Source organism: Enterobacter sp. DSM 30060, from assembly GCF_013375955.1.
GTDB lineage: Bacteria > Pseudomonadota > Gammaproteobacteria > Enterobacterales > Enterobacteriaceae > Enterobacter > Enterobacter intestinihominis.
Genome location: NZ_CP056118.1, coordinates 2,893,132 through 2,906,660 on the forward strand (window position 1 = coordinate 2,893,132; position 13,529 = coordinate 2,906,660).

General features: G+C 56.8%; 11 protein-coding genes. 4 read left to right on the forward strand and 7 right to left on the reverse strand.

Annotation, left to right across the window (positions count from 1 at the left end; translation table 11 throughout):
* The first annotated feature begins 43 nt into the window (after positions 1 to 43).
* Positions 44 to 1,006 carry a ferrochelatase gene (gene hemH / locus HWQ15_RS13735; RefSeq protein ID WP_017383216.1) on the forward strand — a complete coding sequence of 321 codons (963 nt, stop codon included), beginning with the start codon at positions 44 to 46 and terminating at the stop codon, positions 1,004 to 1,006.
* Between the two features lie 62 nt (positions 1,007 to 1,068).
* Positions 1,069 to 2,373 carry an inosine/guanosine kinase gene (locus tag HWQ15_RS13740; protein WP_022647280.1) on the forward strand — a complete coding sequence of 435 codons (1,305 nt, stop codon included), beginning with the start codon at positions 1,069 to 1,071 and terminating at the stop codon, positions 2,371 to 2,373.
* A gap of 106 nt (positions 2,374 to 2,479) precedes the next feature.
* Here HWQ15_RS13740 and ybaL read toward each other — a convergent pair whose 3' ends face one another.
* Together ybaL and HWQ15_RS13750 are read right to left on the reverse strand one after the other, a co-directional pair.
* On the reverse strand, positions 2,480 to 4,156 hold the full coding sequence (gene ybaL, locus HWQ15_RS13745; protein WP_022647281.1) for a YbaL family putative K(+) efflux transporter: 1,677 nt from the start codon (positions 4,154 to 4,156) through the stop codon (positions 2,480 to 2,482).
* Between the two features lie 232 nt (positions 4,157 to 4,388).
* A complete protein-coding gene (locus HWQ15_RS13750; protein WP_063149173.1) occupies positions 4,389 to 5,609 on the reverse strand; it encodes an MFS transporter in 1,221 nt (406 codons plus the stop codon).
* 164 nt (positions 5,610 to 5,773) lie between these two features.
* Between HWQ15_RS13750 and ushA the strand changes: the two genes are divergently transcribed.
* A complete protein-coding gene (gene ushA, locus HWQ15_RS13755; protein ID WP_063149174.1) occupies positions 5,774 to 7,426 on the forward strand; it encodes a bifunctional UDP-sugar hydrolase/5'-nucleotidase UshA in 1,653 nt (550 codons plus the stop codon).
* 121 nt (positions 7,427 to 7,547) lie between these two features.
* Here ushA and ybaK read toward each other — a convergent pair whose 3' ends face one another.
* From ybaK to copA, 3 genes are all read right to left on the reverse strand, one after another.
* A complete protein-coding gene (gene ybaK / locus HWQ15_RS13760; protein ID WP_010428207.1) occupies positions 7,548 to 8,027 on the reverse strand; it encodes a Cys-tRNA(Pro)/Cys-tRNA(Cys) deacylase YbaK in 480 nt (159 codons plus the stop codon).
* Positions 8,028 to 8,225: 198 nt separating this feature from the next.
* A complete protein-coding gene (locus HWQ15_RS13765; protein WP_023299471.1) occupies positions 8,226 to 9,020 on the reverse strand; it encodes a TraB/GumN family protein in 795 nt (264 codons plus the stop codon).
* A 103-nt stretch (positions 9,021 to 9,123) separates the two neighbouring features.
* Positions 9,124 to 11,622 carry a copper-exporting P-type ATPase CopA gene (copA, locus tag HWQ15_RS13770; RefSeq protein WP_063216046.1) on the reverse strand — a complete coding sequence of 833 codons (2,499 nt, stop codon included), beginning with the start codon at positions 11,620 to 11,622 and terminating at the stop codon, positions 9,124 to 9,126.
* A 108-nt stretch (positions 11,623 to 11,730) separates the two neighbouring features.
* Between copA and cueR the strand changes: the two genes are divergently transcribed.
* On the forward strand, positions 11,731 to 12,141 hold the full coding sequence (gene cueR / locus HWQ15_RS13775) for a Cu(I)-responsive transcriptional regulator (RefSeq protein WP_017383222.1): 411 nt from the start codon (positions 11,731 to 11,733) through the stop codon (positions 12,139 to 12,141).
* On the opposite strand, the gene HWQ15_RS13780 is transcribed toward cueR, so the two are convergent.
* Together HWQ15_RS13780 and HWQ15_RS13785 are read right to left on the reverse strand one after the other, a co-directional pair.
* Positions 12,138 to 12,590 (reverse strand): NfeD family protein, encoded by a 453-nt coding sequence (locus HWQ15_RS13780; protein WP_032624729.1) that lies wholly within the window; start codon positions 12,588 to 12,590, stop codon positions 12,138 to 12,140. The two genes, cueR and HWQ15_RS13780, sit on opposite strands and share 4 nt — an antisense overlap.
* Complete coding sequence (locus HWQ15_RS13785; RefSeq protein ID WP_003858941.1) at positions 12,587 to 13,501, reverse strand: SPFH domain-containing protein; 915 nt, start codon at positions 13,499 to 13,501, stop codon at positions 12,587 to 12,589. The genes HWQ15_RS13780 and HWQ15_RS13785 overlap by 4 nt, the downstream gene beginning before the upstream one ends.
* Positions 13,502 to 13,529 lie beyond the last annotated feature (28 nt).

Consider the following 13,529-nt stretch of genomic DNA (forward strand, 5'->3'; position numbering starts at 1 on the left):
TTCCGCTACAATTGACAGCCTATCAAATGGTTAAGAGGCGTGAATGAGTCAGGCGAAAACCGGCATCCTGCTTGCCAATCTGGGCACCCCAGAAGCACCTACTCCAGCGGCGGTAAAACGCTACCTGCGACAATTTTTAAGCGACACGCGCGTCGTGGATACCCCAAGACTGCTGTGGTGGCCACTGCTGCGTGGTGTCATTCTGCCGATTCGTTCTCCGCGTGTAGCAAAGCTCTATCAGTCCGTGTGGATGGAAGAAGGCTCGCCGCTGATGGTCTACAGCCGTCGTCAGGAGAAGGCGCTGGCCGCCCGTCTGCCGGACATGCCCGTTGCGCTCGGTATGAGCTACGGTAAGCCATCCCTGGAAAGCGCCGTCGACTCTCTGCTGGCGCAGGGCGTTGAACACATTGTGGTGCTGGCCCTTTATCCGCAGTATTCGTGCTCCACGGTGGCTGCCGTCTGGGACGAACTGGCACGCATTCTGGCGACCCGCCGCCGTATACCGGGCATCACCTTTATCCGCGACTACGCCGATAACGAGCTGTACATTCAGGCGCTTGCCAGCAGCGCGCGCGCGTCGTTTGAAAAACACGGCGAGCCGGATCTGCTGCTGCTCTCCTATCACGGTATTCCGCAGCGTTTCGCGAACGAAGGGGACGATTACCCCCAGCGTTGCCGCGATACCACCCGTGAACTGGTCTCCGCCCTCGGCCTGCCGCCTGAGAAGGTGATGATGACCTTCCAGTCGCGCTTCGGCCGTGAACCGTGGTTGACCCCGTATACTGATGAAACGCTAAAAATGCTGGGCGAGAAGGGCGTGAAGCACATTCAGGTTATGTCGCCGGGCTTCTCGGCGGATTGTCTGGAAACGCTGGAAGAGATTGCCGTCCAGAACAAAGAGTTCTTCATGGAGGCCGGCGGAACGAAATACGAATACATTCCTGCGCTTAACGACTCCCCTGAACACATCGATATGATGGTGTCACTGGTCACCACCCGCCGCTGATCGCGTTACGGGCCGGGTTTGTGCTACCATTCCCGGCCCGTATTCTTTGCACAGTTCAGACCATGAAATTTCCCGGTAAACGTAAGTCCAAACACTATTTCCCCGTCGATGCCCGCGATCCGCTGTTACAGCAAATTCAGCAGGAAAGCGAAACCAGCGCTGCCTGGGTGGTCGGTATCGATCAGACGCTGGTGGACATTGAAGCCAAAGTGGATGATGCGTTTGTCGCACGTTACGGTCTGAGCGCCGGGCACTCGCTGGTGATTGAGGATGACGTTGCCGAAGCGCTGTATCAGGAACTGATGCGCGAAAATCTTATCACCCACCAGTTTGCTGGCGGCACCATCGGTAACACCATGCACAACTACTCCGTTCTGGCAGACGACCGCTCGGTACTGCTTGGCGTGATGTGCAGCAATATCGAAATCGGTGGCTACGCCTACCGCTACCTGTGCAATACCTCCAGCCGCACCGATCTGAACTATTTGCAGGGCGTTGACGGGCCAATTGGTCGTTGCTTTACGCTGATAAGCGATTCCGGCGAGCGTACCTTTGCCATCAGCCCCGGCCATATGAACAAGCTACGCGCTGAAAGTATTCCGGAAGAGGTGATCGCGGGCGCGTCTGCGCTGGTGTTGACGTCTTATCTGGTGCGCTGCAAGCCGGGCGAACCAATGCCGGACGCAACCATGAAGGCAATTGAGTATGCGAAGAAATACAACGTGCCTGTGGTTCTGACGCTGGGCACCAAATTCGTGATTGCCGACAACCCGGAGTGGTGGCAGGCCTTCCTGAAAGAACACGTCTCGATTCTGGCGATGAATGAAGAAGAAGCCGAAGCGCTGACCGGAGAAAGCGATCCGCTGCTGGCGTCTGATAAGGCGCTGGACTGGGTGGATCTGGTGCTCTGCACCGCCGGGCCGGTCGGGCTGTACATGGCGGGCTTCACGGAAGAAGAGAGCAAGCGGAAAACCCAGCACCCGCTGCTGCCGGGCGCTATCGCCGAATTTAACCAGTACGAGTTCAGCCGCGCCATGCGTCATAAAGACTGCATCAACCCGCTGCGTATCTTCTCCCACATTGCACCGTATATGGGTGGCCCCGAGAAGATCATGAACACCAACGGCGCGGGCGACGGCGCGCTGGCCGCGCTGCTGCACGACATCACCGCTAACGCCTACCACAAAACCAATGTGCCGAATTCCAGCAAACACACCTTCAACTGGCTGACCTATTCCTCGCTGGCGCAGGTGTGCAAGTACGCGAACCGCGTGAGTTATCAGGTGCTGAACCAGCATTCACCGCGCTTAACGCGTGGGCTGCCGGAACGGGAAGACAGCCTCGAAGAGGCGTATTGGGACAGGTAAAAGAAGACCCCTCACCCTGGCCCTCTCCCCAAAGGGGAGAGGGAACTTGAACACCCTCTCCCCTTTGGGGAGAGGGCCAGGGTGAGGGGACCAGGCCGCACAAAATTTACCCCGTCACTGCCTCTTCAACTGGCGGCTTCGTCAGCATTGTCAGCATCGTATTCGCAATCTCACGCTCACCCATCACCACCTGATTCGCGCCGCGCTCGGTAATGTACTCCACTTCGTCATCATAATGGGCGCGGGCTATGATTTCGATATGCGGGCATTTTTCACGGGCTGTGGCGACAATCTCGCCAGCCTCGTAACCGTTCGGGATAGTGAGCAGCAGCCAGCGAGCGCAGTCCAGATGCGCCAGATTCATAATCTCTTCGTTAGCAGCGTTGCCCAGCACCGCGCGGATGCCGCGCTCGCGAAGCTCGTCGACGCGAGTGCGTGACGTTTCAATCACTACAAGTGGAATGCCCTGAGCCATCAGTTTTTCACCCAGCAGGCTGCCGACGCGGCCAAAACCGACCAGCAGCGCGTGGTTGCAGATATCCACCGGGATCTGTTTCTCTTCTTCTGTCGCCTCTTCCAGCGTCAGCTCTTCGAGGGTTTCGGTCTTCTCGAGATATTTCTCCAGTAGGGCAAACAATACCGGGTTCAACATGATGGAGAGGATCGCCCCCGCCAGCACCAGATTTTGCCCAGCCTGTGGCAGCAGGTTCAGGGCCATCCCCAGACCAGCCAGAATAAAGGCGAACTCGCCAATCTGCGCCAGGCTGGCGGCGATAGTCAGCGCTGTGCGCGGCGAGTGACCGAACATCCGCACCAGGAAGAAGGCGGCAACGGACTTACCAAAGATGATGATTGCCAGCGTACCCAGCACGGCCAGCGGCTGCTGGATGAGGATCATCGGGTCGAACAGCATCCCGACGGAGACAAAGAACAGCACCGCGAACGCATCACGTAGTGGCAGAGTATCGTGCGCGGCACGGTGGCTCAGCTCGGACTCGTTCAGCACCATCCCGGCGAAGAACGCGCCCAGCGCAAAGGAGACGTCAAACAGCTCGACAGCGCCAAAGGCAATGCCCAGCGCCAGCGCAAGGACCGAAAGCGTGAACAGTTCACGCGAGCCGGTGGCGGCGCTGCGGGACATGATCCACGGCACCAGACGGCGGCCCACCAGCATCATGATGGCAATAAACGCCACAACCTTACCGATGGTAATGCTCATATCCAGCGCCAGCGAAGCGAAGCCGATATTCTCTTTTTCCATCATCCCGGCGACGGCGGGCAGCAGTACCAGCGTCAACACCATCACCAGATCTTCAACTATCAGCCAGCCAATCGCGATTTGCCCGCGCTGGCTGTCTATCAGCTGCCTCTCTTCAAGCGCGCGCAGCAGCACCACGGTACTGGCGGTTGAAAGACACAGCCCAAATACGATACCGGTCATGATTGACCAGCCCAGCACCGCCGAAAGCGCCATGCCCAGCAGCGTCGCCACCCCTATCTGGGCGATCGCTCCCGGTATGGCGATCGACTTTACCGCCATCAGATCCTTCAGGGAAAAATGCAGTCCGACGCCAAACATCAGCAGGATAACGCCCAGTTCCGCCAGCTCCGGTGCAAGTTTGGTATCTGCGACAAAACCCGGCGTAAAGGGTCCTGCCAGCACGCCCGCTAACAAATAGCCTACCAGGGGCGAAATACGCAGTTTGTTGGCAATCATGCCGAGGATAAAAGCGAGCACAAGTCCACCAACAATGGTGGTGATAAGCGGTGTGGCGTGGTGCATTCCGTCTCCTTTCGCGATGGGTGATCCATTTTTGGTGCAAATACCAAAAAGCCGATTAATAGTTTATGACAATTTTTACGCTTATGTTTATGAATAATTGTTGAAATCACAATAAAAAGGCAATAAGCATGAAAAAAGGCAGATTTTGATAAATTTGCTGAGGGGAGGCAGAGGAAAGCCTTATGGCATCAGGTTATCCGGCTGCCAAAGTTTAACTTTGGCAGCCATGAAGTTACGCTTTATGACGGTTGTCAGGCAGGAATATGGTCAACATCCCCAGAAGTGGCAGGAAAGCGCAGATTTTATAGACCAGGAAGATGCTGGTGTGGTCTGCAACCATCCCTAACACGGCGGCGCCAAGGCCGCCCATGCCAAAGGCAAAACCGAAAAAGAGACCGGAAACCATACCGATACGTCCCGGCAGCAGCTCCTGCGCATAGACCAGAATGGCTGAAAACGCCGACGCGAGAATAAAACCTATAATCACTGTCAATATTCCGGTCCATTCCAGCGTTGCGTACGGTAAAACAAGCGTAAACGGCGCAACGCCGAGGATAGAGCCCCAAATCACATATTTACGTCCGATTTTATCTCCCACAGGGCCGCCAATCACCGTGCCTGCCGCCACCGCAAACAGGAAGGCAAAGAGATGGAACTGGGCGTTTTGTACCGATAATCCGAATTTTTGCATCAGATAGAAGGTGTAATAGCTGCTGATGCTCGCCATATAGAAATATTTCGAGAAAATCAGCACCAGCAGCACGCTGACGGCAAGGATCACCTTATTACGCGGAAGGGGATTGGTTATCTTTGCGACAGGTTTTCCCTTATTTACGCGATGCTGCGCGGCATACCAGCGGCTGATTTGCGCCAGGACGACAATCGCCAGCAGCGCGGCCAGCACAAACCACGCCACGTTGCCTTTGCCGTAAGGCGCGATAATTACCGCCGCCAGCAGAGGACCGAGGGAGCTACCAAAATTCCCCCCCACCTGAAACAGAGACTGCGCCAGCCCGTGGCGTCCGCCGGAGGCCATACGCGCCACGCGGGACGATTCCGGATGGAACACCGATGAACCGGTTCCTACCAGCGCCGCGGCAACCAGTACCGCCTCAAAGCTGTCCGCCATGGCCAGCAGCACCAGCCCGATCAGGGTGAAGCACATCCCAATGGGCAGCGACCATGGCATCGGGTATTTGTCCGTCCAGTAGCCCACCACCGGCTGTAGCAGCGAAGAGGCCAGCTGGAAGGTCAGGGTGATCATCCCGATCTGCACGAAGGTTAATGAGAACTCAGACTGCAACAGCGGGTAGATCGCCAGAATCAGCGACTGGATCATATCGTTGAGCAGATGAGAGAGACTGATTGCGCCTAATACTTTGAAGGAAGTGCGCGATTTCGGCGGCGACGCCGGAACGCCCTGAACAGGCTGGGTTGATTCACTGATTGCCATAAATACCACGTCAATTTGTAATTAGAGATGCAGGGAGTAATTATTATCCGACTAACATACCCGTCCGTGACATTTGAAGAAAGTCGCAATTCTGAAAACTTATTTGTCTATTCTTGTGAGTCACTGTAATTTTTGCGTTTGTCTATGGGTCAGGGAGAGAGAAGATGAAGTTAATAAAGCGTGGCGTCGCGCTGGCGCTCATCGCCGCATGGGGGCTGACAAGCCTGCCCGCGCAGGCGTATGAAAAAGATAAAACCTATAAAATTACCATTCTGCATACTAACGATCATCACGGCCATTTCTGGCGCAGCGAATACGGTGAATATGGCCTGGCGGCGCAAAAAACGCTGGTGGACGGCATTCGTAAAGAGGTCTCGGCTCAGGGCGGCAGCGTGCTGTTGCTGTCGGGCGGGGATATTAATACCGGCGTACCGGAATCTGATTTGCAGGATGCCGAGCCTGATTTCCGCGGCATGAATTTAATTGGTTACGACGCGATGGCGGTCGGAAACCACGAGTTTGATAACCCGCTGAGCGTATTGCGCCAGCAGGAAAAGTGGTCCAAATTTCCGTTCCTTTCCGCCAATATTTATCAGAAAAGCACCGGCGAGCGCCTGTTTAAACCGTGGGCGCTGTTTAAGCGTCAGGATCTGAAGATCGCGGTCATCGGCTTAACCACCGACGATACGGCCAAAATTGGCAACCCTGAATTTTTCACCGATATCGAATTCCGTAAACCGGCGGACGAAGCGAAGCTGGTGATCCAGGAGTTGCAGCAGAATGAAAAACCGGAAGTGATTATCGCTACCACCCACATGGGGCATTACGACAACGGTCAGCACGGCTCTAACGCGCCGGGCGACGTGGAGATGGCGCGCAGCCTTCCTGCGGGCTCGCTGGCGATGATTGTGGGCGGTCATTCGCAGGATCCGGTCTGCATGGCTTCTGAGAATAAAAAGCAGGTAGATTATGTGCCCGGCACGCCGTGCGCCCCGGATCGTCAGAACGGTATCTGGATTGTACAGGCCCACGAGTGGGGTAAATACGTTGGCCGTGCGGATTTCGAATTCCGTAACGGCGAGATGAAGCTGGTGCACTATCAGCTCATCCCGGTCAACCTGAAGAAGAAAGTGACCTACCCGGACGGCAAAAGCGAGCGGGTACTCTACACGCCAGAGATCGCTGAAAACCAGCAGATGCTCTCCCTGCTGACGCCGTTCCAGAGCAAAGGGAAAGCGCAGCTGGACGTGAAGATTGGCACGCTTAACGGACGACTGGAAGGGGACCGCAGCAAAGTCCGCTTCGTACAAACCAACATGGGGCGTCTGGTGCTGGCCGCGCAGATGGCGCGTACGAATGCGGATTTCGGCGTGATGAGCGGCGGCGGTATTCGTGATTCCATCGATGGCGGAAACATCACCTATAAAGACGTGCTCAAAGTGCAGCCGTTTGGCAACGTGGTGGTGTATGCGGACATGAGCGGGAAAGAGGTAATTGACTACCTGACCGCCGTGGCGCAGATGAAGCCGGACTCCGGAGCGTATCCGCAGTTTGCTAACGTCAGCTTCGTCGCCAAGGACGGTAAGCTCAACGATCTCAAAATCAAAGGCGAACCTGTTGATCCGGCGAAAACCTACCGCCTGGCAACGTTAAGCTTTAACGCCACCGGCGGCGACGGCTATCCGCATATCGATAACAAACCGGGCTATGTAAATACCGGGTTTATTGATGCGGAAGTGTTAAAGCAGTTTATCCAGCAAAATTCACCGATTGACGTGAACGCGTATGAGCCGAAGGGCGAGGTGAGCTGGCAGTAGTGTTGTGCGGCCTGATGCCCTCACCCCAACCCTCTCCCACCGGGAGAGGGCGCGAACACAAAAAAACGGTAACGCCTGTTACCGTTTTGCTTTTACCTCGCAGCGCCACCGGGCAATTTTCTCAATCCCTGCGCGCAATATCCGCAAATTTCGCGTCCAGCATTTTCGCCAGATCGCCTGCGGCCAGTTCGATATCCAGCCCGCGTTTGCCGCCAGAAATATAGATCGTCTCAAATTCCTGCGAAGGCGCATCGATCAGGGTCGGCAGACGCTTTTTCTGGCCGAGCGGGCTGATCCCGCCGACCAGATAACCCGTAGTGCGTTGCGCAACCATCGGGTCTGCCATATCGACCTTTTTCGCTCCCAGCGCTTTGGCCACTTTCTTCAGATCAAGCTGTCCGGCGACGGGCGTCACTGCCACGGCGAGGTGCTTCATATCGCCATTCACCGCGACCAGCAGCGTTTTGTAAACCTGGTCCGCGTTCAGCCCCAGCTTGCGCACCACTTCATCACCAAAGTTGGTTTCGTTCGGATCGTGATCGTAGGTGTGGATCCGGAAAGAAATTTTGTTTTTTTCGAGTAATTTAACGGCGGGAGTCATGGCTATCCTTCTTACGACAGACGGTTCATGCCAGCAGCATACGCCTGACGTTTGTCTAAAAAATAGCACCATCTTGCGCAATAGTATTGGCAGTGATGGTTACTTTGAGCGACAATCGGCGTAGCCGAAGGTCACTTCGGTATAATAAAAACGATGAAATTCCTCTTTGACGGGCCAATAGAAATATTGGCCATTTTTTTATTTCAGCAGCGACGGCAAATTCCCTTCTCCGTACAAATGCAACGCGCCAACCGCGACAACATAACGACCGGCAGGCAGGGCATACAGCGTCTCCCGCCACGCCTGGTTGCGCGCGTTCATCAGCACATCATACAACGATTCACTGAACGTCGACGGTAACGCCAGCTTACCGTCTGCGGGCGGCGCATCCAGCCACCAGCCAATCATCGTTTGCAGCAGACGCGCGTTGGTGTGCCAGTGGGTCAGGGTATCATCCAGTAGCATCTTACCGTCATCAGGAAGCTGGCGAAGAAGCGCAATCTGGCTGTCCGTGCCTTCCAGTTCAATGACGGACAGGTTGCACGCCCTTGCCGCATTCAGCAGTTGATAATCGATACCGTAATCGCCGCGCAGCCCCAGGCGCTGCGCCTGGGTTGCCTGTAGCACCATGGCAATTTGCCACAGGGGCAGGGTGTCGAGCATTGAGAGCGAGACGCCGGACTCATCCGCAAGACGGGTAAGCTCAGCCAGCTGCGTCTCGTTAAGACGTTCAGCCAGGGGGCGGTCGCTTTCCAGCCCGGCAAACGGCGATTCATGGCCGGAGATGTCGGCTTCGACGATCAGCGCGTCGGCGCGCTTCAGTAGTTTAATCAGGCCGGAGGGCAGGGGGGACATATCCTGCGTGCCCATATGAATGCTTCCCACCAGGTGCAGTTGCTGCCCACCCGGAAGCGAAATATCCATACCGGGCCAGGCATAACGGCGGGGAAAAAGGGCGCGAAACGATGTTTTTATACGATTAAACAGACCCATACGCGCTCCATAAACGGAAAGGTTCATGCTAGCGCGTGGGGAAGGGGGGCGCAATAGGCGAAAGCCGGGCGGCGCTGCGCTTACCCGGCCTGCTTCCGGGATTCTACGCTTTCGGTTTAAACCGCAGCAGACGGTTAGCGTTGCTCACCACGGTAATTGACGAGAGCGCCATCGCCGCACCCGCAACAACCGGGTTCAGCAGGGTGCCGGTCAGCGGCCACAAAATCCCGGCGGCAATCGGAATGCCGAGCGAGTTATAGACGAAGGCCCCTAGCAGGTTCTGCTTCATGTTGCGCAACGTGGCTTTCGAAATCGCCAGCGCATCCGCCACACCCATCAGGCTGTGGCGCATCAGGGTGATTGCCGCGGTTTCAATGGCGACATCGCTCCCGCCGCCCATCGCAATACCTACGTCAGCCTGCGCCAGCGCCGGGGCGTCGTTGATGCCGTCGCCGACCATCGCCACCTGACGACCATCACGTTGCAATTTCCTGATGGCGTCCGCTTTGCCATCTGGCAGTACGCCGGCTATCACCTCATCAATCCCGGCTTCTCTGGCGATGGCGTTAGCGGTAGTCGGGTTATCACCGGTTAACATCACCAGGCGATATCCCGCATGGTGCAGGCGTTGCAAGGCATCCACGCTGTCCTGGCGTAACGGATCGCGCACGGCCAGCAGCGCCGCCACATGACCATCCCTCGCCAGCAGAACCGGCGTCGCGCCCTGAGAGGCCTGCGCGTTCAGCTCAGCGTCCAGCGCGGACGTATCAACACCGTGTTCAGTTAGCAGTGCCTGGTTACCCAGCAGCAGCGTATGGCCTTCTGCTTCACCGCTGACCCCTAAACCGCGCAGGGTGCGGAAGTTGCTTACCTGCGGCAGACGGGCATCACCGGCTTTCTCAAGGATGGCGCGCGCCAGCGGGTGACTGGAGCCTTGTTCCAGCGCGGCGGCCAGGCGCAGGGCATCCGTCTCCGTACAGCCAATGGTATTAACGGCCACTACCTGCGGTTTGCCCTCGGTGAGCGTGCCGGTTTTGTCAAAGACGAGGGTGTCCAGCGTGCTTGCCCGTTGCAGGGCGTCAGCATCACGGACCAGTACGCCAAATTCGGCGGCGCGTCCGACGCCAGAGATAATCGACATCGGCGTGGCCAGACCAAGGGCACAAGGGCAGGCGATGATCAGTACCGTGGTGGCGATCACCAGGGTGTAGACAATCTGCGGCGCCGGGCCGAAGAAATACCAGATTGCCGCGCTCAGCAGGGCAATACCGACCACCACTGGCACAAAAATGGCGGAGATTTTATCGGCAAGCTGACCAATTTCCGGCTTACTGCTCTGCGCCTGGCGGACCATCCGAATGATGCGTGACAGTGTGGTATGGCTGCCAACGGCGCTGGCGCGGAACAGCACGCTGCCGTCCTGTACCACCGTACCCGCATGCACCGCATCGCCCTGAGATTTCTGCTGGGGGATCGGCTCACCGGTTAGCATGGCTTCATCAAGCCAGGCATCGCCCTGGGTGATTTCACCGTCGACGGGTACGCGGTCGCCGGTCGTGAGACGCAGCGTCATACCGGGTTGCACCTCTGAGAGAGGAACGTTTTTTTCCCCATCGTCGGTGACCACGCGGGCCGTCGGCGGGGTTAAATCGAGTAATCTCTCCAGCGCTTTCGACGAGCGCTGACGCGCGCGGGCTTCGAGCATATGGCCTAAGTTAATCAGAGCTATAATCATCGCGCTCGCTTCATAATAGAGATGGCGCGCCTCCATCGGGAACCACTGCGGCCAGACGTTAACGCTCATCGAATACAGCCACGCCGCACCCGTCCCGAGCGCGACCAGCGTGTCCATCGTCGCGGTGCGGTTTTTCAGGCTCTTCCAGGCGCTGGTATAGAAATGTCCGCCTGCAAACACCATCACCGCAAGGGTAATCAGACCAATCACTAGCCACAGGGTGCGGTTGTCTGCGGTGACCATCATGTTGTCACCCATCATGCCCCACACCATCACCGGAATACCGACCAGCAGGGCGACGATCGCCTGCCAGCGGAAGCGCTTCATGGTGGCGACAGCCGTTTCCTGCTGGCGCTCGCGGCGCTCGGCATCATCTTCGATGGCCTCCGCCCCGTAGCCCGCTTTCTCCACGGCCTGCACTAAATCTGCGGCGGAGGCACTGCCCATCACCAGCGCAGTACGCTCCGCCAGGTTTACCCGTGCCTGTGCGACGCCCGGTACCGCCTGTAAGGCGTTTTGTACCCGGGAGACACAGCTGGCGCAGCTCATGCCGTTGATCAGCAGCTGTTGGCTGTCATCAATATCATCAGCTACCGGAAGCTCAGGAGTGGCCGCTGTCAGTGCTTCCGACGGGGATGATGACTCTGCCAGCGGTTTAGCCTTTGGGTGGCTTAACTCCGCCCCGTAACCGGCCTGTTTAATGGTATCAATCAGCGCGTCGGCGCTGGCGCTGCCGGTCACGGCGGCATGATCGATAGTCACCTCAGCGCTTTCCACATCAGGACGCTGCTCCAGGCTTTCTTTAACACGTTTGACACAGTGGCCGCAGGAGAGGCCGTCCAGTGTCAGGTCAATAGTGTGAGACATAACAAAACTCCCGTATAATGTTCTGGTCAATTGTTGACCTTCACTCTGCTTTTCGCTAACTGTTATGAAGGTTAAACCTTCCATCAAGGGGAAGGTCAAGGGGGAAATGTGAATATCAGCGATGTTGCGAAAAAAACCGGCTTAACCAGCAAAGCGATTCGCTTTTATGAGGAAAAAGGGCTGGTGACGCCACCGTTGCGCAGTGAGAACGGCTACCGCAGCTATACGCAGCTGCATCTTGATGAACTGACGTTACTGCGCCAGGCAAGACAGGTAGGATTTAACCTTGAAGAGTGCGGCGAGCTGGTTAACCTGTTTAACGATCCGAAACGCCACAGTGCCGACGTGAAAAAACGTACGCTGGAAAAAGTGGCGGAGATCGAACGCCATATCATCGAATTACAGGCGATGCGTGAGCAACTGCTACAGCTGGCAGAATCCTGCCCGGGAGATGACAGCGCCGAGTGCCCGATTATCGACAATCTTTCCGGCTGCTGCCACCGTAAAACCCACGCCTAACAGGCTTTAACCCGCAGGGTAATGCCTTCTACCGCAATGACCTCAACCCGCGTGCCGGCGCTGAGGTCATCATCGGCCACCACCGGCCATGAACTGTCCCCCACACGCACATGACCGCGTCCGTTGATCAGCGCGTTATCAAGCGTAAAACGTTTACCCACGATCTGCTGCCCACGCTGATTGAGATGCGCGTCGACCGGCTTCTGCGCCTTCACCCGTTTGTTCAGCCAGCGCCACCACAGCCAGGCGGCCAGCAGCGTCAGCACGGCAAACAGCGCGCCCTGCCACTCCCAGCCGACAGGCAGCAGCCAGACGACCAGCCCGGTAATCACAGCGGCAACACCGCTCCACAGCAGATAACCGTTGCCGCCAAGCATCTCGGCGGCCAGCAGCAAGCCGCCAAGGCTTAGCCAGAACGCATGAGGATGTGCAACGATGAGCTCAATCATTTTTTACGCTCGTTTCCGCCGTCTTTGATCAACTCGGCAATTCCGGCGATAGATCCCATCAGACTGCTGGCATCCAGCGGCATCATCACCACTTTGCTATTGTTCGCAGAGCCGATCTCCTTCAGCGCATCGGTATATTTTTGCGCGACGAAGTAGTTCACAGCCTGGATATCCCCGGCGGCAATCGCCTCGGAAACCATTTGCGTCGCGCGGGCTTCCGCTTCTGCCGAACGTTCACGCGCTTCTGCCTGGAGGAAGGCAGACTGACGGTCGCCCTCGGCTTTCAGGATCTGCGACTGTTTTTCCCCTTCCGCTTTCAGGATCTCGGCCTGACGCACCCCTTCGGCTTCAAGAATATAGGCGCGTTTGGTACGCTCGGCCTTCATCTGCGCATTCATGGAAGCAATCAGCTCTGCCGGTGGGCGCACGTCGCGGATCTCAATGCGGGTCACTTTGATCCCCCACGGATTGGTGGCTTCATCAACAATGTGCAGCAGGCGGGTATTAATGCTGTCGCGCTGGGAGAGCATTTCGTCCAGCTCCATCGAGCCAAGCACGGTACGGATGTTGGTCATCGTCAGGTTGACGATCGCCAGCTCCAGGTTGCTCACCTCATAGGCCGCTTTCGGCGCATCAATCACCTGAATAAAGCACACCGCATCGATGGTGACGTTGGCGTTATCCTTGGAGATGACTTCCTGGGAAGGAATATCCAGCACCTGCTCCATCATGTTGATTTTACGCCCAATTCTGTCCATGAAGGGGACGATCAGGCTTAAACCCGGCTGAAGGGTATTGGTGTAGCGACCGAAACGTTCGACGGTCCACTGGTAACCCTGCGGAACAATTTTGACGCCTGCGCCCACGATAACCAGCGCAACGAAAATAAGGACAGGAACAACGATGAGCATAAAAACCTCCTGTTTTGCATGCCGTAAC